Source organism: Methylobacterium sp. C25, from assembly GCF_021352225.1.
In the GTDB taxonomy this organism is placed as follows: Bacteria; Pseudomonadota; Alphaproteobacteria; order Rhizobiales; family Beijerinckiaceae; genus Methylobacterium.
This window is the reverse complement of record NZ_JAAUVI010000005.1, coordinates 147,911-171,973: the sequence shown is the minus strand read 5'-3', so window position 1 is coordinate 171,973 and position 24,063 is coordinate 147,911. Positions and strand designations below refer to the sequence as shown.

General features: G+C 64.6%; 20 protein-coding genes. 10 read left to right on the top strand and 10 right to left on the bottom strand.

Annotated features, from left to right (window positions below; translation table 11 throughout):
* The first annotated feature begins 69 nt into the window (after positions 1 to 69).
* The 3 genes from dctP to HCU64_RS15380 are packed head-to-tail and all read left to right on the top strand — an operon-like array spanning position 70 to position 3,127.
* Positions 70 to 1,092: a TRAP transporter substrate-binding protein DctP gene (gene dctP / locus HCU64_RS15390; protein ID WP_233384942.1), complete on the top strand. Its 1,023-nt coding sequence runs from the start codon at positions 70 to 72 to the stop codon at positions 1,090 to 1,092.
* The gene (locus tag HCU64_RS15385) at positions 1,089 to 1,778 is read left to right on the top strand and encodes a TRAP transporter small permease (RefSeq protein WP_233384941.1); all 690 of its coding nucleotides are present in this window, start codon (positions 1,089 to 1,091) and stop codon (positions 1,776 to 1,778) included. Before dctP ends, HCU64_RS15385 begins: the two co-directional genes overlap by 4 nt.
* A complete protein-coding gene (locus tag HCU64_RS15380; protein WP_233384940.1) occupies positions 1,775 to 3,127 on the top strand; it encodes a TRAP transporter large permease in 1,353 nt (450 codons plus the stop codon). The genes HCU64_RS15385 and HCU64_RS15380 overlap by 4 nt, the downstream gene beginning before the upstream one ends.
* Positions 3,128 to 3,200: 73 nt before the next feature.
* On the opposite strand, the gene HCU64_RS15375 is transcribed toward HCU64_RS15380, so the two are convergent.
* From HCU64_RS15375 to HCU64_RS15365, 3 genes are all read right to left on the bottom strand, one after another.
* Positions 3,201 to 3,929 (bottom strand): tyrosine-protein phosphatase, encoded by a 729-nt coding sequence (locus HCU64_RS15375; RefSeq protein WP_233384939.1) that lies wholly within the window; start codon positions 3,927 to 3,929, stop codon positions 3,201 to 3,203.
* A gap of 70 nt (positions 3,930 to 3,999) precedes the next feature.
* Positions 4,000 to 4,773 (bottom strand): glycosyltransferase family 2 protein, encoded by a 774-nt coding sequence (locus HCU64_RS15370; RefSeq protein ID WP_233384937.1) that lies wholly within the window; start codon positions 4,771 to 4,773, stop codon positions 4,000 to 4,002.
* 143 nt (positions 4,774 to 4,916) lie between these two features.
* Entirely contained in the window at positions 4,917 to 5,942 is a 1,026-nt protein-coding gene (locus HCU64_RS15365) for a glycosyltransferase family 4 protein (RefSeq protein ID WP_233384935.1), read from the bottom strand.
* Between the two features lie 73 nt (positions 5,943 to 6,015).
* On the opposite strand from HCU64_RS15365, the gene HCU64_RS25440 reads away from it, so the two are divergent.
* Positions 6,016 to 7,215: a glycosyltransferase family 61 protein gene (locus tag HCU64_RS25440; protein ID WP_233384933.1), complete on the top strand. Its 1,200-nt coding sequence runs from the start codon at positions 6,016 to 6,018 to the stop codon at positions 7,213 to 7,215.
* A gap of 204 nt (positions 7,216 to 7,419) precedes the next feature.
* Complete coding sequence (locus tag HCU64_RS15355) at positions 7,420 to 7,731, top strand: hypothetical protein (RefSeq protein WP_233384932.1); 312 nt, start codon at positions 7,420 to 7,422, stop codon at positions 7,729 to 7,731.
* An 88-nt stretch (positions 7,732 to 7,819) separates the two neighbouring features.
* Here the strand turns inward: HCU64_RS15355 and HCU64_RS15350 are convergent, their stop codons facing one another.
* The gene (locus HCU64_RS15350; RefSeq protein WP_233384930.1) at positions 7,820 to 8,500 is read right to left on the bottom strand and encodes a LuxR C-terminal-related transcriptional regulator; all 681 of its coding nucleotides are present in this window, start codon (positions 8,498 to 8,500) and stop codon (positions 7,820 to 7,822) included.
* Between the two features lie 796 nt (positions 8,501 to 9,296).
* Between HCU64_RS15350 and HCU64_RS15345 the strand changes: the two genes are divergently transcribed.
* Entirely contained in the window at positions 9,297 to 9,989 is a 693-nt protein-coding gene (locus tag HCU64_RS15345) for a sugar transferase (protein WP_233384929.1), read from the top strand.
* A gap of 81 nt (positions 9,990 to 10,070) precedes the next feature.
* Positions 10,071 to 12,227 (top strand): GumC family protein, encoded by a 2,157-nt coding sequence (locus HCU64_RS15340; RefSeq protein WP_233384928.1) that lies wholly within the window; start codon positions 10,071 to 10,073, stop codon positions 12,225 to 12,227.
* Positions 12,228 to 12,293: 66 nt separating this feature from the next.
* Here HCU64_RS15340 and HCU64_RS15335 read toward each other — a convergent pair whose 3' ends face one another.
* Positions 12,294 to 13,607 carry a polysaccharide biosynthesis/export family protein gene (locus tag HCU64_RS15335; RefSeq protein WP_233384927.1) on the bottom strand — a complete coding sequence of 438 codons (1,314 nt, stop codon included), beginning with the start codon at positions 13,605 to 13,607 and terminating at the stop codon, positions 12,294 to 12,296.
* A 396-nt stretch (positions 13,608 to 14,003) separates the two neighbouring features.
* Here HCU64_RS15335 and HCU64_RS15330 point away from each other — a divergent pair, with 396 nt between their 5' ends.
* The 3 genes from HCU64_RS15330 to HCU64_RS15320 all read left to right on the top strand — a co-directional run bounded on the left by HCU64_RS15330 (position 14,004) and on the right by HCU64_RS15320 (position 18,192).
* Positions 14,004 to 14,894 carry a glycosyltransferase family 2 protein gene (locus tag HCU64_RS15330; RefSeq protein WP_233384926.1) on the top strand — a complete coding sequence of 297 codons (891 nt, stop codon included), beginning with the start codon at positions 14,004 to 14,006 and terminating at the stop codon, positions 14,892 to 14,894.
* A gap of 35 nt (positions 14,895 to 14,929) precedes the next feature.
* Positions 14,930 to 16,210 (top strand): glycosyltransferase family 4 protein, encoded by a 1,281-nt coding sequence (locus HCU64_RS15325; protein WP_233384925.1) that lies wholly within the window; start codon positions 14,930 to 14,932, stop codon positions 16,208 to 16,210.
* A gap of 221 nt (positions 16,211 to 16,431) precedes the next feature.
* On the top strand, positions 16,432 to 18,192 hold the full coding sequence (locus tag HCU64_RS15320; RefSeq protein WP_233384924.1) for a carbohydrate-binding domain-containing protein: 1,761 nt from the start codon (positions 16,432 to 16,434) through the stop codon (positions 18,190 to 18,192).
* A 10-nt stretch (positions 18,193 to 18,202) separates the two neighbouring features.
* Here HCU64_RS15320 and HCU64_RS15315 read toward each other — a convergent pair whose 3' ends face one another.
* The 5 genes from HCU64_RS15315 to HCU64_RS15295 all read right to left on the bottom strand — a co-directional run bounded on the left by HCU64_RS15315 (position 18,203) and on the right by HCU64_RS15295 (position 23,956).
* Entirely contained in the window at positions 18,203 to 19,465 is a 1,263-nt protein-coding gene (locus HCU64_RS15315) for an acyltransferase family protein (protein WP_233384923.1), read from the bottom strand.
* Positions 19,408 to 20,181, bottom strand: a complete 774-nt coding sequence (locus HCU64_RS15310) for a hypothetical protein (RefSeq protein WP_233384922.1) — start codon at positions 20,179 to 20,181, stop codon at positions 19,408 to 19,410. Before HCU64_RS15310 ends, HCU64_RS15315 begins: the two co-directional genes overlap by 58 nt.
* A 110-nt stretch (positions 20,182 to 20,291) precedes the next feature.
* On the bottom strand, positions 20,292 to 21,800 hold the full coding sequence (locus tag HCU64_RS15305; protein WP_233384921.1) for a lipopolysaccharide biosynthesis protein: 1,509 nt from the start codon (positions 21,798 to 21,800) through the stop codon (positions 20,292 to 20,294).
* Between the two features lie 3 nt (positions 21,801 to 21,803).
* Entirely contained in the window at positions 21,804 to 22,940 is a 1,137-nt protein-coding gene (locus tag HCU64_RS15300) for a glycosyltransferase family 4 protein (RefSeq protein ID WP_233384920.1), read from the bottom strand.
* Positions 22,937 to 23,956 carry a glycosyltransferase gene (locus HCU64_RS15295; protein WP_233384919.1) on the bottom strand — a complete coding sequence of 340 codons (1,020 nt, stop codon included), beginning with the start codon at positions 23,954 to 23,956 and terminating at the stop codon, positions 22,937 to 22,939. The genes HCU64_RS15300 and HCU64_RS15295 overlap by 4 nt, the downstream gene beginning before the upstream one ends.
* Positions 23,957 to 24,063: the final 107 nt, after the last annotated feature.

Here is a 24,063-nt window from a genome sequence, read left to right as displayed (position 1 = left end):
GCAAGATTGCGCAAACTCGCATCCGGCAGAGATGCGGACAAGACAGACCTCGCTCGGGAGCGAAACGCCATGATCCTGACTCGCCGCCATTTCGTCGCGGCCGGCCTTGCTGCGCCGGCTCTCTTGAAGCTCGGCACCGGCGCTGCCCAGGCCGCGACCACGCTGAAGCTCTCCCACCAGTTTCCCGGCGGCACCATCGACGAGGGCGATTTCCGCGATCGCATGTGCCGGAAGTTCGCGGCCGCCATCGCCGAGCGCTCAAAGGGCGCACTCGAGATCCAGGTCTATCCTGGCTCCTCCCTGATGAAGACGAACGCGCAGTTCGGCGCCATGCGCAAGGGCGCGCTGGACATGTCGCTGTACCCGTCGCCCTATGCCGGCGGCGAGGTTGCCGAGTTGAACATCGGCCTGATGCCGGCCTTGGTGACCTCCTACGCCCAAGGCATCGCCTGGAAGAATGCCCCAGTCGGGAAGAAGCTCACCGAGGTGCTCGATTCCAAGGGTATTATTCTGGTCTCCTGGGTCTGGCAGGCCGGCGGCGTCGCCAGCCGCGAGCGCCAGCTCGTCGCTCCCGAGGATGCCAAAGGCCTCAAGGTGCGCGGCGGATCGCGCGAGATGGACATGGTGATGAAGCAGGCGGGCGCCGCCACACTCTCGATTCCATCCAACGAATCTTATGCTGCGATGCAGACCGGCGCCTGCGACGCGCTACTGACCTCTTCCACCAGCCTGATTTCGTTCCGCCTAGAAGAGCTCTCGAAGCACCTGACCTCGGGTCGCGAGCGCTCCTACTGGTTCATGCTCGAGCCGATCATGATGTCGAAAACCATCTTTGCGGGCCTGCCGAAGGATCAGCAGGACATGATCATGGCAGTCGGCACCGAGATGGAGACGTTCGGCCAGGAGGGTGCAAAGGCCGACGACACCAAAGTCGAGCAGGTCTTCTCCAAGGCCGGCGCCAAGGTGCAGCAGCTCGACGAGCAGACGATGGGTAAGTGGCGAGACATCGCGCGCGACACGGCCTGGAAAGATTACGCCGCGAAGAGCGCGTCCTGTGCCGAGCTGCTCAAGCTGGCCGAGCAGGTGTCGTGAGCCACGCTTTCGACGCCGCCACCGCGGCTCCGGAGACCCACGCCTCCGCTGAGCCGCGGGTCCCCGGCCTTCTCGGTGTCCTCGACCGCGCGATGCGGTTCGTGAATCAGACCATTCTGCTCCTGGGCGGGGCTGCACTCGTCGCGGCCTGCCTCGTGCTGAGCTATAGCGTGCTCGTCCGCCACCTCTTCAACGAGGCGACCGAGTGGCAGGACGAGATGGCAGTGTTCCTGATCGTCGGCGCCACCTTTTTCTCGGCCGCCGCCGTGCAGGCCAAGCGCGGCCACGTCGCCATCGAGGCGCTGACCGGGCTGCTGTCGCCGAAGGTGAACCGCATTCGCCTGCTCCTGGCGGATATCATCAGCCTCGCCTTCGTCGCCTTCTTCACCTGGAAGAGCTGGTCGCTCTTCCACGAGGCTTATGTCGACGGGCAGACTTCCCAATCGACCTGGGGGCCGCCCCTCTCGATCCCCTACGGTCTGATGGCCGCGGGCATGACGCTGCTGACGATTCAGTTCGTGTTGCAGATCGCAGAAGGGCTGCTCTACGGGCCGAAAAGCGCCGGTTGGGCGCAGCCCAAGATCGGACTCGGCGCCGACCTCAACAAGGACAGGCACGACGCGCCCCTCGAAGGTCCCGACTCGATGGCCGGGACGTCAGGGACCGCCTCTGGAGATCACCGATGAGCACCGCCGCGATCGGCTTCCTCTACGCCGGAGCGACGCTCGGGGCGATGCTGTCCGGCATCCCCATCGCCTTCGCCCTCGGCTTCGTCGCGCTCGCCTTCATGTTCGCGTTCATGCCGGGCGCCTCGCTCGATACGGTGACGCAGAACGTCTACGAGGAAATGGCCTCGATCACGCTGCTCTCGATCCCGCTCTTCATCCTGAAGGGCGCGGCGATCGGGCGCTCGAAGGCCGGCCAGGACCTCTATTCGGCCATGCATGCCTGGATGCAGCGCATCCCAGGCGGCCTCGGCATCGCCAACGTTTTCGCCTGCGCTCTCTTCGCCGCAATGGCCGGGTCGAGCCCGGCCACCTGCTCGGCGATCGGCTCGGCCGGCATCCCCGAAATGCGCAAGCGCGGCTACTCGCCAGGCTTCGCCGCCGGGATCATCGCCGCGGGCGGCACGCTCGGCATCCTGCTGCCGCCCTCGATCACCATGATCCTTTATGCGGTCGCTGCAGAGCAGTCCCTCGGACGGCTGTTTCTCGCCGGCATTGGGCCGGGCCTACTCCTCGTCGGACTGTTTTCGGCCTGGGCGATCTACCGCTTCCGGTCGGAATACGCGGCAGCTAAGGTCGCCTTCGAGGCCGGCGGGCCGCGCTCGCCGATCCTCACCGAGGATCGCTACTCGATGAGTCAGCGCTTCTCGACGCTGCCGAGGGTGCTACCATTCGTGGTGTTGCTTACCGGCGTGATGGTCGCGCTCTATGGCGGCTATGCCACGCCTTCGGAGACGGCGGGCCTCGGCGGCTTGCTGGCGCTTCTGCTGATCGCGCTGATCTACGGCGTCTGGCGGATCAAGGACGTCAGCCCGATCCTTATGGCGACACTCCGCGAATCGACCATGCTGATGCTCATCATCGGTATGTCGCTGCTCTACGCCTACGTGATGAGCTACCTGCACATCTCGCAGTCGGCCGCCTCGGCCATCGTGGCGATGCAGCTCTCCCCGTGGCTTCTGCTGCTGATGATCCTGCTTCTCGTCGTCGTGCTCGGCTTCTTCCTGCCGCCGGTCTCGATCATCCTGATGACCGCGCCGATCATCCTTCCGCCTCTCAAGGCTGCCGGGTTCGACCTGGTCTGGTTCGGCGTGGTGATGACCATCACCATGGAGATGGGCCTGATCCACCCGCCGGTGGGCCTCAACATCTTCGTCATCAAGAACATCGCGCCCGACATCCCGCTCTCGGACATCATCTGGGGAACGCTGCCCTTCGTGATCCTGATGGCGGTGGCGATCCTGGTGCTCTGCCTCGTGCCCGGCATCGCCCTCTGGCTGCCCGACATGCTGCTGCCGACGACTCGGTGAGGGGTGACCGCTCCACGATCCACAACTGACCTCGGGGCAATCCAACGCTCGCCGCCTCGGCGGCGAGCGTCCGTCACTCGCGATGCAACACGTGGTCGGCGACGAAATCCTGCAGCCCGCGGGGCTTCTGGGTGCCGGCCAAGGCCTGCGGGTCGTAGACCTCGGCGACCCAATCCTCGAAGGCGATCGGGGTATGGGCGTCGTAGTCCGAGTAGGCGCAGAGGAAGCGATAAAGGATGCCGGTCTTCGCGCTCCGCATATGGCCGTAGCGTAGCGAGAGCTGTCGCGCGGCCTCGGGCACGGGCCGCTTTTCCTGGAAGATCAGGTACAGGGCCGCCGCCAGCCCGGCACGGTCGGCGCCTGACTTGCAGTGGATCAATGCGGGATAGCGGATCGTCTCGAAGAGCCGCTTGAGCTCCAATACGGTCTCGACCTGCGGTGCCTCGCGCGAGCGCACGGTCACGTCGTGCAGGTCGATGCCGAGGTCGCGGCAGGCGTCCCGCTCCAGGGGCCAGGAGCCGTATTCCCGCTGTCCGCGCAGGCAGATCACGCTGCGGATGCCGGCACGGTGGAAGCGCGCGAGCTGGCGCGGCGTCGGCTGCGCAGAGCGCCACAGTCGGCCGGTCCCGACCGGATGCGCGTTCAGGTACGCCAGCCGGAACAGGCCATGATCGGCGAACAGCATGTTCAGCCAGGCCTTGGCACGCTCGGCACGGCCCTGCAGCGGCCTGTCCCAGCGAGCGACGCGGGCATGCCTCTTCAGGTTCCGGCGCAGAAGCTTTTGGTATGCAGCGTCGTCCATCAAGAGCCCATCGGCGGCTGAACCTCGACCCGGCGAGCGTCGCAACGCGGCGTCTGCAGGATCTTCCGCGTCAGCCGGAGGCACGGCTTTTCCCATTCCGGCGCAACAACGCCAACCGGTAGGTCCGCAACCCTGCGATCGTCGAGGCGACGGCCAAGCCATAGGCTCCGCCCGTGAAGTGCCTCTTCAGGACGTAGTATTTGAAGAAGACCGTGAAAGGCTCCGTGACCATCCTGAGCAGGAGCAGGCTCGGAGCCTTGTCGATCTCGGTGGTCTGCAGTCGATAATACGCGACGTTCTTCTTCATCAGATGCGAGAGCGATCTCAGCGACTGGTGGAGCACGGGCCCTCGGATGCGGCCCGTGTTTCTGGCATCGAGCTTGATCTCGTCGAACACGGCGCTGTCGGGGAACCGGCAGCGTGTCTTGTCGTACAACCTGATGTATTTGTGGCTGTCGGCCAGCAGGCGCGGCTTGGACCGGCCCGGATAGACATGCCGGATATCGAACCGGTAGCCGTGGATCTCGGGATCGGGCTGCGGACTGCCCATGATCGCCGCGATCTCCTGGCGGGCCGCATCGGTCAGCCACTCGTCGGCGTCGAGGTTCAGGATCCAGTCGTTCGCTGCCACGTCTTCCGCGAAGCGCTTCTGCTGTCCGTATCCCCGCCACGCATTGACGTGGCAGACCGCCCCGCAATCCCGCGCGATCTCGAGCGTCCGGTCGGTACTCCCCGAATCGACGACGACGATCTCGTCGGCGATGCCGCGGACGCTGGCCAAGCATCGCTCGATCCGATCCTCCTCGTTCATCGTGATGACGGTGCACGACAGTTTGCGGCTCATGATCGCCAAACGATCTCGGGTGCCTCGCCTCGGCGCTGCGGACGGAAAATCGGGACGCGGCGGATCGACCGGGACGGGCGCCGCCTGCGCGTCCTCAGCCCATAGCGCAGTCCAACGGATACGTCGCCTGGAACGAGAGGCCATCACCGCGAGGCCGGAGCGTCACGGTTTCCGAGTAGCAGACTGTCCCACAGCAACGCGGCGCGCTCCCAGGTCAGAGCCGATCGCTGGAGGAGGGCACCCTCGTGGAGGTGGCGCCACAGATCGTCGTCGCGTGCGAGCAGTGCGGCGAAGCGGGCGAACTCCCGGTCGTCCCGCGCGATCAGCCCGTCGATGCCGTGCCGGACCCGCTCGGACAGCGCCCCGATCCCGAGGGTGACGACGGGCAGGCCCATGGCCTGGGCCTCGGCCGCCGCGAGGCAGAAGGTCTCGTCGATCGCGCCCGGGTAGAGCATGGCGCGACAGCCACGATAGGCTTGCGCCAGCGCCTCGGCGGTCTGACGCGGGTGAAACGTCACGCCAGGCCCGAGCGCGCGCGCAGCAGCGGGACGCAAACTCTCCCGGGCCGTCCCGAATACGCGAAGCGTGCCGCCGAGCGCCCCATGCACCCCCGACGCCTTCCAGGCGTGCAGGGTCCGGTCGAGCCCGCGCTGCTGCTGCGAGGCAAAGACGAAGTCCCGCGACCCTCCATCGGCGACCGGCGCGCTGCAAAACGACTCGCCGAGACCGTGCGGGATGACCAAGTGGCTGCGGAACCGGTAGACGCGGCTCGCCGCGCGCTCGGCGACCTCGCCGACGAAGACCGCGTCAGGGCGAATCCGCAGAATGGGGAGAAGATAGCCCCGACGCATGGCCTTCTCGACGGGCAGCGGATTGTGCATCCAGAGCACCGTCCGCGGGCTGCCCGCCAGACCGTCGAGCAGCCGCGGCTCGTTGCTTGATACGGCGACGTCAGCGCGGATGCCGCGCAGTTCCTCCAGCGGCCGGTTGACGACACCGTCCGCCTCCACGACACGCTCGGTGCGGGTCAGCAGCGTGACCGCGTAGCCCCGCCGAGCGAGCGCCCGGCACAGTTCGAGGTTCGTGCTCTCGATGCCGCCCAGGCCTTCGCTCGCCGGCGTCGCGAGATCGAAGCGGGCCCGCGTCGGGCAGATGAAGAGAATGTGCATCGACCGGTCTCCCACGCCATGCCATAAACCGCCCGGATACGGCCAAGTCGAGTGATCGGGGAGCCTGCGTCGGGTGGCACGTGGCCGGGCAGCGTGGAAAAGGGCGCTCGATCCCAAGCTATATCTCACGCAGGCTATGCTGCGGCTCGAACGATCCGCCCCTGCGCTCACCGCTGCTGTCGGCTATCACGCGATCCTCGGCCCTCCCTCACGCTTCGACTGGCTGAGCGAGACCCGCATCCCAACGCGGATGACGCAGGCGCCCTACGCCGAGGAATTCCGCGCGCTCAGCGTCGCCAACGTCGACGCGCCGACCTGGCATCTTGGGCATCCGGGCCATACATCGGAGGGAGGCGTCTCGCGCTTCGGTCCGCTGGAGCCGCTGGAAGTCCGTCGTCTCTCCTCACTCGTCCCGGGCGTCATTGTGCCGGGCCACAACCTGCTGCCGGTGGATGCGGAGACGGGGCGGTTGCTCGCCTTCTACGGAAGCACCGAGGTGAATTGGGGAATTGCGTTCCCGGGATTTTCGCGGCTGAAGCGCGTGCGGTTGAGGGGCGCCGCCTGGGCGATCCCGCCAGTGAAAAACCACTTCCATCTCCTCGTCGAGCACATCCTGCCGGTCGTCGACATGCTGCTCGCCGAACGTGAGCGTCTCGCTGGAAAGCCGCTCACCGTGATCGCGCAACGCGATCTGCCGCTGCTCGACGCAGTCGCGAATATTCTGAAAAGGCTCGGCATTGCCATCGCCTTCGAGGAGGCGCGGCCCTTCGCGACCTACGCGCCAGAGCAATACCTGTTCTGCAAGCCGGTCGCCGCCTCCGTCGAGCACTTCTACGCCTACCCGGAAGCGGTCGGCCTGCTGCGCGAAGCTTTCCCGGATCGAGGTGCGGCGCTGCCATCCAGACTCTACGTGCCGCGCACCGGCACCCGCATCCGCCGGCTGATCGGCGAGACGGATTTGATCGCGCGGCTGACCGAGCGCGGCTTCGTCTCCTTCACCGCACACAGGGACAACCCGGAGGAGCAGATCGCACGCTTCATGGCCGCGCGTGAGATTGTGTCGGTGCACGGCGCGGCGCTGACGAACATCGTCTGGGCCGCGCCCGGTGCGCGGGTCGTCGAGATCTTCCCTTCCAACGCGCGCAAGACCACGTACCTGCACATGGCGTCCCTGCACGACCATGCCTATTCCCACGTGTCGGGCGGCTCGGAGAACGAAAGGCAGGATTTTTCGGTCGATCCCGCCGCGGTGTTAAATGCCCTCGGGTCGTGACCGTTCTCGCGAGGGCGTGCCTAAACGCATAGCTAGCACAGCCCACAGCATTGTCTTGTCGAAGACAACCAGGGTGCTCACCCGGCGGCTTTCTCAGTGGATGGGTCCGACCGGCAGCAGCGCTGGAACCGGAGCTAATACTTAAGAATTTCTTCGTATACGACTGAGTGAGCGTCTGGCTGTCTTCCAGGGGACAAACTGCCGATGGTGATTTTCGGGCTTTGCCTCCTGGGTGCGGGTGCGATTCTCAGCCTGTTTTCGCGTGTCTCCGGCCTTGTGGCGATTGCCCTAGGTGTCGTGATCTCCCTGGTTCTCGGCACCTTGTTTGTGTCGTCCGATGTCGCTCCGGCCTACCCGGTCGGCGTTGCCTTCATCGTTGCCATCGTTGCCCTGCAGATCGGCTATGGTCTTGGCGTCGTTGCGCGAGCTCTTCTCGATAGCCGCCTGCGGCGCACAAGCTCCACCGACCGCAAGGAAATCCAGTCGGGGAAGCAGCAGTTCGGCCGCGAGTCGTAAGCGCGGACCTACCGCGTCTTTCTCCCAATATTGGAAGTCGCAGTGCCCGCGTCCGACTGGATGTCAGGCAATGAGCATGCCCACGGCCTTACGGAAGAGGACTCTCGAGCCACCCCTGAACCATCGCGTATTGCACGATTTTGGCCCGGCTATGGATGTCGAGTTTCTCTGTGGCTCGTGTTTTGTAGGTCTCGATGGACTTGGTCGTGATACCAAGTCGGCCGGCAACTTCCTTGTTCGTAAACCCGAGCGCGATTAAGCGTAGCACCTCGCGTTCCCGCTCCGTCAGTGCGCGTACTGCGGGTTTAGCTCCCGCCGGTCCCGACACGCCGAAGACGCCGGTGGGGATGATCTGTGCGGCGACGGCAGGATCGAGGTAGAGGCCTCCACGGCTCACGGCATGGACGGCTTCGATGATGCTCGAGCCCGTGGATCTCTTGAGCAAGTAGCCGCGCACGCCTGTCGCCAGCACACGATGAACATAAGTGGTTTCTTCGCAGTCGCTGAGAATGATGATCGCCGTTCCTTCGGCATCGGCGCGAAGTTGATCGAGAATCGCAAGTCCGCGCATGCCGGCCATTGCACTATCGAGGATAGCAATGCGTGGGCTGAACTCCATGATACTGCGGTATGCGGCTGATCCCGTGGAGACTTCGGCAACAATGCTCAGCGTTTCGATGCTGTGCAGCAGCGCGCGAATACCGTCGACAAACATCGGATGCCCGTCGCCAATCACAATCTGAATGCACTCGTCGGTAACGTTCCGCATGATCGGACTCCTCAGAGGCAGTGTATCCGGAGCTATTCATAAGGTTCGACGCATCTTGAGGCACTGCTCCTCAAGTCGAATCTAAGATTATTTACCTATTATAATTCCATGGCATCATGACCCAGCCGTAGGGACTGCCCTCTCGCACCCGTCCCGTGGCAGACGCACCAAAACAATGGTGCACTGCAAACTTGCGAGAATGCAAACCGGAGGTCAAGCATGGATATTACATATTTGGTCAAAAAATTAGCTTTCATGCGCCTATTTTTCCGGCAAAATCTATAAAACCAAGCCTTCATGAAATTTTTTGCCGCCCGCATCCCGCGACTTCTTCAGTCGGATATTTTCTTACGAACATGTATATTTTTCAATCAATGGATTACTGGCTGCATTTGCAGCGTTGCGGGCGCGGTAATCTGTAAGTAGCTCCCGCCGATGAGCGGGATGCAGACTGCATCTGCCTTGCTGCTCATGCAGCTGCGCCGGGAAGCCAAGCACAGGGGTCATAGCTTAGGGGAAAACCTGACGAAGCTGCGATTTTTCCGACAGGCCCGGCCATTGCCGCAGTGCACCAACCCGGGAATAGTTAACAAATCGTTGAGTGCTTGAGGCATCTGACCAGCCTCATGCGGGTACTGTGATCATTCGGATCTGCACTTTCAAGCATTTGAAATTCTGTCGTTCGAACGAACAACTTTCTTGGAGCGACTGAATACGAGTGAGGCGGATCGTTCACGATCCGATCGAACTCGGTGCCGAGTGTGTGCAGACAGCGTCCTGTCGGAGGAGAAGTCAGTTGCCCAAGCTTTCTCTGCAGCTTCCCCAAGGCGAATCCGGTGCACTCGAAGTTCAATCCGATCGGATGTCTGGAGCAAGCCACGCAGCGGTGGCGAAGCGAGTCTTCGACGTATTCGTCGCCGCGGCAAGCCTAATCTTACTGAGCGTACTCTTGCTGATCGTTGCTTCAGCAATCCTGATCATGGAAGGACGCCCTGTCTTCATCCGTCACCCCCGCGTGGGCAAGGGCGGAGCAATATTCCCATGCTTCAAGTTCAGGACAATGGTTCGTGATGCCGATGCTGCTTTGGTTCGGCACCTCGCAATGGACTCGGGCGCCATGTTGGAGTGGCAGGCAACACGCAAACTGAAGTACGACCCGCGCGTGACTCCGCTCGGCAAAATTCTGCGCGAAACCAGTCTCGATGAACTTCCGCAGTTGCTCAATATCATCCGTGGCGAAATGAGCATCGTCGGGCCACGGCCGATCGTTGCGCAGGAACTGATACGCTATGGCAGCGCCATCGCGGAATACCAATCCGTCAGGCCGGGCCTGACGGGCCTCTGGCAATGCAGCGGGCGCAATGACACCAGCTACGACGAACGGGTCATGTTGGACCGAGAGTACGTGCGCCATTGGTCCATGACTGGCGACCTTGCGATCATTTTGAAAACCGTGCCGGCGCTCATCAGCTCTCGCGGCGTCTACTGACGATCCTGTGCGCACGATGCCCTCGCGTCGGCAGCGCGGGGCGCATTGGCTTCTGCCGCCCTGCCGGGAAGTCGTCGAGCCATGCTTCGATTGAACCCGGCCTTTTTGCCGGATGCGCAGAACGATGCCTCACCTCGCCGAGCGGCCTTTTCGCTAGGGGGAATCGGCACTGCCTTGCGGCGCTCGCTCTGGACGATCATCGGAGCAATCGGACTTTGCGTCGCGGCCGCAGCGGTCTTTTGTATCTTCAGCACGCCTACATACGTTGCGAGCGTGCAGCTCCTCATCGAGCCGCAAAAGCAGCAACAGTTGCTCTGGTTCGAGCCAGGCATGCTGGATCTCACGCTCGACAACGCTCAGGTCGAGAGCCAGGTCGAAATCCTGCGCTCGGAGCGCTTGGCGGCCTGGGTCGTTGCGGATCTCAAACTCGCCACGGACCATGAGTTCCAGGCCGATCCCGGCCGCATGAATCCGCAACCCGATGCGTCTTCTTCAGCCGACGCTGGTCGTGACGAAGCGCAACGCCTGCGCGGGACGATCGCGAACCTCGCCAAACATGTTGGCGTGCGCCGCATCGGCCAATCCTATGTCATCGAAATCTCTGCCTGGTCGACGCGCGCGGACCTCGCCGCACAGATCGCCAACGCCTACGCCAGCGCCTATCTGCGCGATCAATTCGACGCGAAGTCGCAAGGGGCCCGCCAGGGCGTGGACTGGCTGAAACTGCGCATCACAGAGCTGCGCGGGACGCTGAACGACGCTGCGCGCGCCGTCGAAGACTTCAAGTCCAAGAACGGCCTCGTCACCGCCGGCACCAATCTCCTCGTCGAGCAACAGCTCAGCGAGATGAACACCGAACTCGTCTCGGCGCGCGCACAGACAACGCAATCGGCAGCGAGGCTAGCGCGAGTGCGTGCGGTAGGCGGTGCGGCCGCTGGCAGCGCATCGGTGGGCGAGGCGCTCAACAATCAAGTCATTACCAATCTCCGCGAGCGGCAGCAGAACGCCATCGCGAAGGAGGCCGAATTCCGAGACCGCTACGGCCCCACCCATCCATCGGTCGTCAAGGCGCATGCTGATGCCACCCAAGCCGAGGCCGAGATCGCAACCGAGATGCAGCGGATCGCTCAGACCTATCTCAGTGACTACGAGATCTCCGTGCAGCGTGAGCGCGCCCTCGAGGGCGAGGTCGGCAAGCTCGTTGCCGTCGTGGACAAGCGCCGTCAGTCGAAGGTGGTTCTGTCCGAGATGGAGGCCCAAGCCGAGAGCTACCGGAAGATGTATCAGAATCTGCTCGAGAAACTGACGGAGACCTCACAGAAGGAAACGCTCCCAGTTTCGAGTGCTCGGATCGTCGCGCCGGCTAGCGCCCCGCTCGGCAAAAGCAGCCCGAAGACGGGTTTGCTTCTCGCGCTCGGTGCTGCTTTCGGCCTGCTCGGTGGAACGGTGTTTGCGACGGTGCGGGCGGGCCTCGACCGAACCGTGCGGACGGCCCAGGACGTCTCCCAGGCAACCCGTCTCGACTGTCTGGGCCTGATGCCGTTCGTGGCGGAAAATCGGACCGGTGGGAAGGGCGGCAAGAGCGATCGCCCTATGGGCTTCGAGGTGGTCGAGGCGCCGTTCTCGGCTTTCAGCCGGGCGCTACGGCGCACCAAGATCTCTATCGACGCGTCCCGCGAGAACCGCACGATGACGACGATTGGCATCGTCTCGACCGCGTCGGGAGAGGGCAAAAGCAGTATCGCGCTCAACCTCGCTGCGCTCTACGCCCAGGCTAATCACCGCACACTCCTTGTTGATGCCGATTTCCGGACGGCCGACCTCACGCGCGCCAACGCTCCCGCGGCCACGGCTGGATTGGTTGAGACGCTCGAGCGCGACGCGGACGCGATTCTGGCGACGCGGCTACCGAACCTGGACCTGCTGCCATTGGTCTTCACGATGCCGATTGCCCAATCGAGCGACATCATCAGTTCGCGGCAGGCAAGCGTGCTGCTCGCTGAACTGTCGACGTCTTACGACATCGTCATCCTCGATCTCACGGCAATGCAAGATTCCGCCGACGTCCGAGCAGTGGGTCGGCTTGTGGACGGATTGCTCCTGGTCGCTGCGTGGGGCGAGACCGAAGCCGCGGTCTTGTCCGAGGCTGCCCATGCCCTCGACGCCAGCCGAGCCCACGTCTTCGGCGTCGTGCTCAATAAGGTTCGCGACACCGCATCTGTTTTGCAGTCGATCTGAGGTGCGGGGATGGCATCGCCGCACCCCCGTTGGCGGAGGAAGCCTCGCAGGCTTCCTCCTGCATCGTCAGCGAGCCTCGGCCAGCCGGGCCGGACTATCAACCGAGATCGCAGAGCGGCGGTCCGCGCCACCGGCATCGAGACGCTCGCCATCGACTTTCAGCACGTCGCCCGGCTCGATCACGTCGCTTTCCGTCGCGGCGATCTCCTGTCCACCATCCTGACCCTGGCGGACCAGGGCAAAGACCGGGTTTCGGCGCCTATCGGCCTGCGACTGTTCCAGCATACGCGGTGCGATCACCTCGCTGTCGGTGATCAGGTTCCGCATGGTCTCGGCTTTCTCCCCGATCTTGGCGAGCTTGGTCTGGGCATCGCGCAGATCAGCCAGCACGCCGGTCTGGCGCTGGTTCTTAAGGTCGAGGACCATGCGCTCGTTGCGGCTGATGTCCTGACGCGACCGAGAGATGGCGAGCACGTTGTCGAGCCGTGCGCTTTCCATCTGGGCCACGGTCTGTTCCAGAGCGAGCTGTCGCGGGCTGATCGACAAGCCTCGCTGGACGAGGGCGACGATGCTGTCGAGCTCCTTGCGCGCAAGCGCCACCTGACGATCCTGCGAGGCGATCTTCGCCTGCAGAGTCTCGATCTCCGCCTTGATGAGCTCCTTGGCCTGGGTGAGCGCCTCGAGTTGCGACGAGAGGGCCTTGCGCCGGGCATCGAACAGGGCCTGCTCCTCACGCATCGCATCGGCGACGGCAGGGCTGCCCTTGCGGGCCGTCACGGCGTCGGGGAATGTGAGCGTGGCTCCCTCCCGCATCTCGACTTCGAGACGCGACCGGCGGGCGATCAGCGCGGTTTGCTCGATCTCGGCGTCGCGCAGTTCTCCGCGAGCGCTGATCGCCTCCCGGGACAGGCGCTGCATGCCCAGTTCCGGCGGCCGATAGAAACCACCCGCCAGGCTCACCGCCTGAAGAACGGTCATTCGCGGGCGGTACGGATAGGCCCCGGGCTTGTCGACCTGGCCTACGACGTAGATCGGTCGGAACTGCGAGACCTCGACCGACGCGTCCGGCCGTTGCGTCAGCCCCGCCTTCCTTTGCAACCGCTCGCCGATCACTGCGGCAATCTCTTCCGTCGTCTTTCCCGCAGCCTCAATCTCGCCGATGAGAGGCAGGGACAACAGGCCGCCCGCCTCGACGGTGAATTCCCCGGAAAACGCCGCCCACTCGTACGTCTCGCCCTTCGCGGCGCGCCACTCGTTCACCCGCAGACGGACGCGGTCCTCCGCTCCAAGCCGGTAACGCTGCGGCGTCGCCCAGGCCGAACCGAGCAGCGTCGTCAGCAGACTTCCTGCCATCACCGACCGAATGACGCAGTGCCTCATGGTGCTGGTCTCCTACGCAAATCCCAAGAATCTTTCTCGGAGCCAAAATATCGATCAAATCAGTAATACGCGTCAACTATTATTTACTTGTTTTGGACTTTATCTTGTCGAACAGCAGGAAATGAGTTGCTTTATCAAATATAAACTTGAAGGACAGCTCAAATGTCGCGCGAGGATATTGTGCCATCTCCCCCATCGTCGGTTGCCACGGCACGGGGTGCCGCGGTGCTCGCCGATCATCCGGACCCATCGACGATGACGAGTCGTAGTGGTGCGGGTCCGACCAGCCTGCCGAGCCATCGCTTCGGCAGCATCGCGCCGTTGGGCATCTTGTGGGAGCCCGAATCCTCTACCCACGAAGCGCAGTCAGCATCGGAGGGGGCTTGGAATGCTCGCTTGCCCGCGCCAGTCCGAAGACTGCGCATCGCAGTCGGGCTGGCGACGGCGGGTCGCCCCGATGTCGCCTGCCAGATGCTCGTGCGGCTTGGACGGCAATCGAGGCCGCCGGACGCGATTCTCGTCTCCGTGCCGACGACGGCCGATATCGGCCTCGAAGCCGCAGGAATGCCGGCCGTCACGCTGCTCGTCGGCGCACGTGGTCTGACCCGCCAGCGCAACGCCATCCTCGAACGGCTGGACGGCTTCGACCTCGTTTGCTTCCTGGACGACGATTTCGTCGTCGGCGACGACTACCTCGCTGCGATGGAGCAGGCCTTCCTGCGAGATCCGGGCCTCGCTGGAGCGACCGGTGTCGTCCTGGCGGACGGGATCACCGGCGCCGGCTACAGCTTCGACGATGCAGAGCGCGTGCTCGCCGCTGCGCGCAGCCCGGAGGTCTCCACCTCGGAAGCCTATAATGCCTACGGCTGCAACATGGTCTTCAGCGTCGGCGCGATCCGGCGGGGCGGCCTGCGCTTCGACGAAAGCCTCCCGCGCTACGGCTGGCTCGAGGATGTCGATTTCAGCCGACGCATCGCCCGGTTCGGGTCGTTGGGGCAGGTCGAGGATGCCCTTGGCGTCCATCTCGGAGTCAAGGGCGGCCGCCAATCGGGTCTGTGCTTCGGCTACTCGCAGATCGCCAACCCGCTCTACCTCGTGCGCAAGGGAAGCTACGTCTGGCATCGGGCTGCCTGGCTGATGAGCCGAAACGTCGCGATGAACCTGCTGCGTTCGGCGAGACCCGAACCGCATGTGGACCGCCGCGGACGCCTCGCGGGCAACGCCGCGGCTTTCGTCGACCTGCTGCGTCGCCGCCTGGATCCCGAGCGGATCGACAGCCTGTCCTAACCCTTGAGCGAAACCGTGAGCGAAGCGAGGCTTTCATGATCGAGCGCGTGGTCATCGTCAGCGACGACGCCGTCGAGAGCGGCGGAGCGGCCGGGATCGCCCTCAGTTCCGCTCGGTTGCTGAGCGGCCGGGGAATTCCGGTGACGATCCTCAACGGCAGCGGCGGCGAGGGGTCGGCGGCCTTGGGGGCGGGGATCGAGGTGCACTCGCTCGGCTCACGCAGCCTGATTCAAGGCAGCCGCGGCACGGCCGCGGCGCGGGGCCTGTTCAGCCGGGCCGCCCTGGGATTCGTCGACCGCTGGATTCGCGAGAACGACACGCCGGGCACGGTCTACCACCTCCACAATTGGCACAAGGTGCTGTCGCCGTCGGCATTCGTACCGTTGAGACGCGTCGCAGATCGCCTATTGATGACGGCCCACGACTACTTTCTCGTCTGTCCGAACGGGGGGCAATTCGAGTTCCCGCGTGGAGAAGCCTGTGAGCGGGTCCCGCTCTCCCTCGGATGCGTGGCCACGAATTGCGATCGCCGCCACTTCGCTCACAAACTCTGGCGGGTCGGCCGCCACGTCGTTCGCGAAGCGACGTTCGACCTCGCGCACAGCCCTGCCAGCGTCGTCGCGGTGCATGAGGGCATGCGTCCCTACCTGATCCGCGGCGGCGTCGCTCCGGACGCGATCGCCGTCCTGCGCAATCCCGTGCTGCCCTGGCGAACCGAGCGCATCAGAGCCGAGCAGAACCGCGAGGTCGTCTTCGTAGGGCGCCTCGAACGGGACAAAGGCGTCGACGTCGTTGCCGCGGCAGCGCGTGACGCGAAAGTTCCACTCTGTGTCGTCGGCGACGGACCGCTCAAGGACGAATTGAGCGCAATCTATCCGGAGGCTCGGCTCCTGGGGTGGCGCTCGCCGTCGGAGATCTCTGCCCTCGTCGAGACTGCCAGGTTGATCGTCGTGCCGACGCGCTGGCGGGAAACCTTCGGGCTGGTCACGCTCGAGGCCGCCATGAGCGGCCTGCCGGTGATCGTCTCCCGCCACGCCCTGATCGCGCCGGAAGTCGTCGATACCGGCTGTGCCGAGGCCTGCGATCCCGACGACCGAGTGGGCCTGGCGGCACAGCTCGCACGCCTCGCCACGGACGATCTCCACGTGCGCCGCATGAGCGAAGCCGGATTCTATCACGGGCGAAGCCTCGCCCCGACTCCAGAGGCCTGGTGCGACGGCCTGATCGCGCTCTACCGCGCGAAGCTCTCTGCCGCATCCGTCGAACTCCGGCCCCCTCCGGCTGTGGGAACGCTCGCCGCCCTTGGCCAGCGATAGGCGCGATCATCAGTCTTGTGATGAAAACCTGTCGGTTTCGCCGCCGCTCAATCAGTTGCTCGAAATTTCAGCAGCGGATTTTCAGGAACTCGAAAGATCTCGAATAGAATCTCATTTTCGACAAAGGCGAATGACTTTGGTTTCGCGAAAGCCTTCGATCGAGCAGGCATTCGCAATGCTGCCGTGATCTCTGCTGCGCCAGACCAACCTGAGGTTTCATCGTGATCGATCTGACCGGCTATCGGCTGACCTTCGACGACGAATTCAACCAACTCAGCGTATCAGCAACGGGCAGCGGCACCGTTTGGGCGGATACCCGCCCGGATTCCCTGCTGCGACCCGGGGTCGATATCGGATTTGGCCAGTCGGCCTTCGTCGATTCCAGCACCGGGATCCAGCCGTTCTCCATCACGAACGGAGCGCTGAGGATCGAGGCGGCCCCGGCCACCGGCGCGGCGGCCGATCTGGTCTATCCCGGCCTGTGGTCGTCCGGGCTGATCCACGCGGCCGAGACGTTCTCGCAGACCTACGGCTACTTCGAGATGCGGGCCGACTTGCCCGAGGGCGCGGGCTCCTGGCCAGGCTTCTGGTTGCTCGCGGCCGATGGCCATTGGCCGCCGGAACTCGACATCGTGGAAACCTTCGGCGCCGATCCAACCACTCTGACGAACTCGGTGCACACCGGGCAGACCGGGGAGCACACCTTCCAGACCGTCTGGACCAATCAGCCAACCCTTTCGGCTGGCTTCCACACCTTCGGCGCACTTTGGACGCCGACGACCATCACGTTCTACTACGACGGCACCGCCATCGGAGAACTCGCAACGCCGGCCGACATGCACGGGGCGATGTACCCGGTGATCGCGCTGGCGATGTCGCGGGGTGTCGAGGGGACGACCGACGATCCCCGTTCGATGCTGGTCGACTATGTGCGCGCCTATTCGGCCGATCCGAGCGCGACCGCCGTGGCGCTTCAGCACATCGCGTCGCCGGACGGAGCCGATACCTCCGACCTTCACGGGGCGGTGGCGGCGACGGTCGGGCCGCCCGCATCCGGCTCGGATACCCTGACCTTCCACGTCTCTGGAGACCTCTGGAACGGTGGCCCTGAATTCACGGTCACGGTTGATGGCCAGCGCGTCGGCGGCATCTTCGAAGTCACCGCCGATCATGGTTCCGGCGCGCGCCAGGACATCAGCCTCACCGGAGATTTCGGCGCGGGGCCCCATGTCGTCGCGGTCACGTACATCAACGATGGTCAGGGACAGCCGGTCTACGATCCCGCAACGGGCTGGCACATGAACGACCGCAACCTCTACGTCAGCGGGTTCAGCTTCGATGGCGCGGAGCACGGCGTCGAGGCGATGACCGCCAACAACGCCTCCGGCGGCTGCGACTGGCTCGATACCCAGGCCGCCGTTTTCGTCAATAACGGGACTGCAACCTTCGCTTTCAAAGGTGGATCCTCTTCGACCGCCCCCCCGGTCGTGACACCGACAGCGCCTCCCGTAGTGCCGGTGGAGGCCGCTCCGAGCACTCCCGTCACCACCACTCCGCCCACCGTCCCCGTAGTTCCGTGCGGTTCGGACACCCTGACCTTCCACGTCTCCGGTGATCTCTGGAACGGCGGTCCTGCCTTCACGGTCACGGTCGACGGCGCGCGCGTCGGGGGTACCTACGAGGTCAGTGCCGATCATGGTGCCGGCGCGCGCCAGGACGTCACGCTCACGGGTGCCTTCGGGTCGGGGCCGCACACGATCGCCGTCGAGTTCGTCAACGATGCCGCGGGAACGCCGGTCTACGATCCCGAAACGGGCTGGCACATGAACGACCGCAACCTCTACGTCAGCGGCTTCAGCTTCGACGGAACGGAGCATGGCGTCGAAGCGATGACGGTCAACTACGCGTCGCGCGGCTGCGATTGGCTCGACCCCCACGCGGCCGTGCTCGTGGATAACGGCTCGGTCCTGTTCCACATCTGAAGCAGAGGGCTCAGGCGATGCGCGGCCGGCGCAGCATCGGCGTAGCGACGCGACGCAGGCTGGACAAGACGCTGAGAACCGGCTCGTCGACGAGGTAGGTGAACAACGTCGCGACCAAAAGGGACAGGGCCAGAAAGGCGGCGAAGACGCCTGCGAGACTAAAGTTGCCGAGCGGCCATAGTGCAACCACCGTCGCAGCGGTGAGCGTGCACAGGATCGGCACGTGGACGAGATAAAGCGAGAACGAGATTCGCCCCAGGAAGCGCATTGCCGGACTGGCGAAGGCGCGGCCGAGGCGTGGCGAGCACAGACATCCGTAGACGATGAGGGCTGCTCCGATCGGTTCGAGGTCTTCGCCGGGGATCACTCGCCCAAGCCAGTCAGGCCCCATTGCGACGAGCGTCACGTGGCTGCCGAGAAGGAGGCCGAGGCAGAATGCCCCCACCGGTGCGACGGCACCGAGTTGGCCGCGGATCCAGGCTTCCCGTAGCAGCGCGCCAAGGATGAAGCCGTCGTAGTGGAACCGGTGCATCGCGACAGCGGCGATCCCGACCGCAATGAGGATCACGACCCGGACGCTGCCCTGCGTCCACGCATAGACCGCGTAGAGCAGGAACGACCCGAGCAGCTCGATCCGCATGGTCCAGAGCACATTGTTGAAGAGCGATCCGCCGGTGCGGAACATCCCCACCAGACCGTCGTAGAGTGCGGCGGCCGCCGACGGGATGAGGCCCTGATAAACCCATTGCAGCCAGGGGCTCGGCGCGAGCCGATCGAGTTCGCGCGCGGCGTCCGGAATCGCCGAGAGCAGAATCCAGGCGAAGCAGACGCTCGCCGTGGCCGGCAGAGCGAGCCGCAGATACCGCAGAAGCGCGATGAGATAGACAGGCGCTCGCCGGCCGGCCGCGGAGTTCGAGACGACGAAACCGCTCAGCACGAAGAACACCGACACCGAGAACGGCCCGTTGAAGAGCGCGCCGAACGCGGTCCCGTCCCATAGGGAAGGTGTCACGCCTTCGCCGACGGCAAAGCGCGGAGCGAAGGCGCTGAGGAAGTGGAAGACCACCACCAACAGGGCGGCAGCGCCGCGCAGTCCGTCGAGTTGATTTAGCCGACCACGTGCCGCCAGTGAGCCGTCGCCGCGCGCGTCTTCTGACGGTCCGCGCCCCGGCATCATGCCTTCGAGCGAGCAGATCGTCGGGAGAAGCCCGGCTCTCACGCCGGTGTCCATGTCCGGCTTCGACTGCGAACCGCCTTCAGCGGCATCTGCCAATTGGGTTTTGCTCCGACGAAGTCACAGTAACGCGGATGTTCGAACCGATGCAGCACGAAGGTTTTGACGTGCCAGTGGTCGGGCACCGCGCGCTTCGCCGCTAACCCGTGTATCGCTGCGATCTTCATATCGGTGTGCGCGTCGTTGAACTCCCGGATCGCGAGGAGTTCTCCGATGAACTCGCAATGGAGCTCGGAATCGTCGCCGACGATATCATCGAAGTAGAAGAAGGGCCGCGGCAGGAAGATGTCGTGGCCCTCCTCACACAGCGCCAACGCTTTCCGCGTCGATGAATAATAATCCATATCAAAAGAGATGAAGCCGATCGGCGCAGGCTTCATCTCATCGATGAACCGCCGTAGTCCCGTCTCAACGTCATCTATGATGAGCCGGGCTGTCGTCAGCCGAGCGGCCAGTGCCTCAAAATCCATGCGGAATTGGCCAGAGCGCCAGATGAACGGTGCGTCGCGGTGGTCGAGTGGTTGAGGCATTCCCTGGCCGGTGTCGAACCCGTAGACGTCGATCCGCAAGCGGAGGTGGGCGCCAATCACGGCCGCCACGTTCTCCATGGCCAGGAGACCATTGCCGCCGGCGACCCCGAATTCGAGCACACTCATCGCTTCGTAGCCGAGCGCCTTCGCCTGTCGGGCCGCCTGATAGATGCCATAGGCGAATTGCGGCCGATCGATTGCGTCGTATCGGACTTGCAGGTCCACGAACGGCGTCAACCTCAGCACACGCCGTCGCAGTGCCCGTCCGAGTCGTATCGGATCTGGAAACATCGCAACTGACCCTCGCTCTAGATCGCCGGTCGGGCCGGCACCCTTCAGGCTTCCTTTGGGCTGAGCATCGCCAGGAGACTGTCCATCGGCATCCGCACGCGGCCGGGGATCCGATCCGCCATCGCACGCAGACGGGAAACGTCCTGCGCCGGGAGCGCCCCAAAGCTCCGCACGGCGATGAGATAGACGGCCGCCCCACTCGCGATTGCCAACGGAATAGAGAGTATCGGGTCGCGTACGAAGCAGATGCAGAGGTAAGCCACGAGCGCACAGAGGAGCGCAGCGATCAGCAGTCGCCCGAGATCGCCCAGCGGAATCGGGCAACCGAGCCGGCGCAGGATGAACCACGAGCCCCATGCGACCATCACGGCGTGAACGGCTGCCCGCGACAGGGCAGCCCCCATCATCCCGAAGGACGGTACGACCAGGAAACCGGCAGCGATCGAGAGTGCGGCTCCGACGAGACCGCTGATAAAGACGAAGTCGCTGCGCTCGTGCGCATAAATCATCTGCGATCCGACGGATCCTGTCGCCCCGATGGCCGCGCCCGCCACCAGCACGCTCGCTACGGGGATCGCGGCGGAAAAAGCAGAGCCGTATATGAGAGGCAGAAGCGCGGGCAGGATCGCGGCGAGCCCGAGACAGCTTGGAAAAAGAAGAAAGGCCATGATCCGGGTCGCAGTGGCGTAGGCGCTGCGTGTCCGGTCCGTGGCGCGCTGCCCATAGCTCTCGGCGAAATACGGTAGCAGGCCGCCCGTCAGCAGGAGTGGTCCCTGCGAAGCGAGGTTGGAGAACGTGAACCCAACCGTAAACAGGGCCACTGCTTCACTGCCCTGATAGCGCTGGAGGAAAAAGATCTCCAACCGAGACCAGATCAGCGTCGTCGTCAGTGCGCCAGCCCACGCGTAAAGCGCGAAGCGCAGGGTCCGTCGGCGCAGTTCAAGTTCGATACGGGCGCCGTGCGCTCCGACCCGGATCGCCGTCGCGATCGGAAGCAGGCTCCCTGCGCAATAGCCGAGCAATGCACCCTCGGCCCCGTCGAAATGCGCTCCTGCCGTGACGGCGCAGAGTTGCATGAGCAGCGAGCCGAGCGTGAGCTTCGCGGCGGCGTCGAAGCGCTGCATTCCGCGCAGGACACCGAGACCGAAATTCGAAACGACCTGCGTCGTGAACAGCAGACCGATCAGCCACCAGATCCGAGCCAAAGAGTCGGGGTTCGGGCCATCTGCCTTGCAACCGAGCCACGCAAAGATGGCCCCTCCCAGCGCAGCGAGTGCAAGGCAGGGGCGCAGCAGATAGGCCGCGAGACCGAGCGCGTCGGCTTCGTCGCCAGTCGCAGTCAGCTCGGGCAGGTAGCGCGTCAGCGACTGAAAGATGCCAAAATCTGCGAAGGTCACGGCGAGCGTCACCAGCCAGAGGGCATAGGCGATGATGCCCGTGTCGATCGGACCTAGCAGGCGTGCGACCAGCACCATGCTGACGAAGCTGCCGAGCGCGGTGCTGAGGCCCGCCAGAGTGGCGAACAGGGAGTTCCGAGCGAACCGAGATGACATGCCCTAGCCTGCTAATCGGTCAGCGGGGGAGGGGCGTCTGGTGCCGGCGGCGATCGGTCGTCCGCTGCCGCGCAGGCGATGCGCGTCGATGGCGCGCTGGTAGACCTGCACAGTCTCGTCCGCCACGCGGCGCGTATCGAGCCAGCCGAGCTCTTGCCCCGCTGCCACACGCCAGCGGGCTAGCTCGGCAGGATCATCGAGCAGCCCGCACAGCGTCCTGCCGAGCGTCTCGGGATCGCCTGGCGGCACCAGCAATCCGGCACAGCCGCCCTCGAGAACCTCGGGAATGCCACCGACATCGGTTCCGACTACTGCACAGCCAGCCTCTCGCGCCTCCGCGATGACGAGACCGAACGGCTCGCTGCGCGAGGCAAGGACGAAGATGTCGGCACCACGGAAGTATGGCCGCGGGTCCGCCAGAAAGCCGATGAAGCGGATGCGGCCGCCAAGCCTGCTCGCCCGCGCCTGTTCCTCGAACCGGGCACGGTCGGGACCGTCGCCGACAATGTAGAGGGCGGCGCTTGGATGACGCTCGGCCAGAGCGCCAAACGCCGTGATGAGGTCGCCGATACCTTTGCGGGCATAGAGACCAGCGACCGTCAGGATCGCGGGATGTGAGAGTTCAGCGACCTCGTCCCCATCAGTTGCGCGGCGTGGTGAGTTCAGCGGCCCGTTGCGCACCACGTCGATCCTGGAGGCCGGAATGTGTCGCTTGCTCATCTGCTCCGCCACGGCCGCACTCACGGCGATGACGCGGTCGCCGACACCCATCATCACGGCACTTCGCTGCCACTCATTGTGGACCGTCGTGACCAGTCGCCAGTCGGCCCCTGCGCGGACGAGCCGGCCGAGAAGTGCACCCGTCATCATGTGGGCGTGGACGACCTCCGGCTTCCAAGACCGGATCAGCGCCTTCAGTGCCAAGGCTGTACGCGGCAGCGTCAGGGGGCTGCGCCAACTCTGGCGCAGGTCGAAATGCCTGACTCCGTACTCAGCCAGGAGCTTCACGTAGGAGCCGCCTGCGCTGGCCATGGCGACCGAATGCCCGCGCTCGGACTGGCGACAGGCGATGTCCACGGCGACGTTCATGATGCCGTTGCCGATCTCGTGGCAGTGGTTGGCGAGATGAAGGATCCTCATGCAGGGATGCCCGTCTCGCTGCCACGCCATCGATCGTAGACAGATCGCAGCGCGCGACTGGTATGAGCCAGTTCGATCGCGACCAACCCGGCACGACCGACACGCGGAAACATTCGCATGACGGCCCCCTCGCGCCACAGGCTGTCGCGGATTCGAACCGCGCGCCCCAATGCGACATCGCCGGATGCGAATTGCGTCACTCTCTCTGTCCGGCCGAAGTCGCGCGAACGATCTGCCAGACTCAACGTGGCGAGGTCAGCGCTGCGGGGCCAGACGACAGCACGCTTGAACCGCCTCCATGCGAGCGCGGCGTCATCGTCGATCCGCGTCAGCGATGTCTCGTCGAGCGTGTCGATGCAGGCCAGGACCCCTGAGAACAGGCCGCGTGCGTCATCCGCGATCCGGTGCTCCCAGCCTTCGACCTCCAAATTCGAGCGCGGCTCCTCAGACTCGGACGGCTCGACGAAAGTCCGAACGCTCGGCAGATCCGGCTCAAGAACGGCTTCGATCAGGTGCCAAAATCGCAGGCCGGAGGTACGTAGCTCCCACGGCTTGTAGGCGTCGCTCTCGATAGAGAGGCCCCGGGTGCAGTCGAAATGGGGCGTGGCGAGGCCTTTGTAGTTGCTGCGCGCGAATTGCAGGCAGAACCAGCGGCGGTCCGGAACGCCGTCGCGCAGAAGCCGCACCGTGCTGCCGTAGAGGCCGGTGTCGCACAGGATCACGGTCCGTCTGCCGCCGCTACGCGCCTGCAGATGGCGGCGGAAGAGGGCGTCCTGAACGGTGATCGCTTGCCGGACGGCCACGGCATCCACGTCAGCCGCCGCCAGAAGGGCGGCAAAGCGCTGCGGCTCGAACCGCGCGTCCCATTTCGATGACAAGATGAGGTCGGGGCGCTGCGTGAGCGCGAGCGCGACCTCTGCCATGGGCCGGCCCTCGAACTCGCGTCCGAGTTCCGATAGCAGGGCGTCGCCAGAGGCGGGGGCGCAGGTGCGGGCGGCCACCAGCCTGGAGACCATCAGACTATTCGTAGCGACCGGCGAAGGCAGACCGGTGCGAGCGAGGAAGCGCTCGTAGACCTGCCTAAGCCGCAGCCCACCACGGGCACAGAACAGCAGGGTCGCCT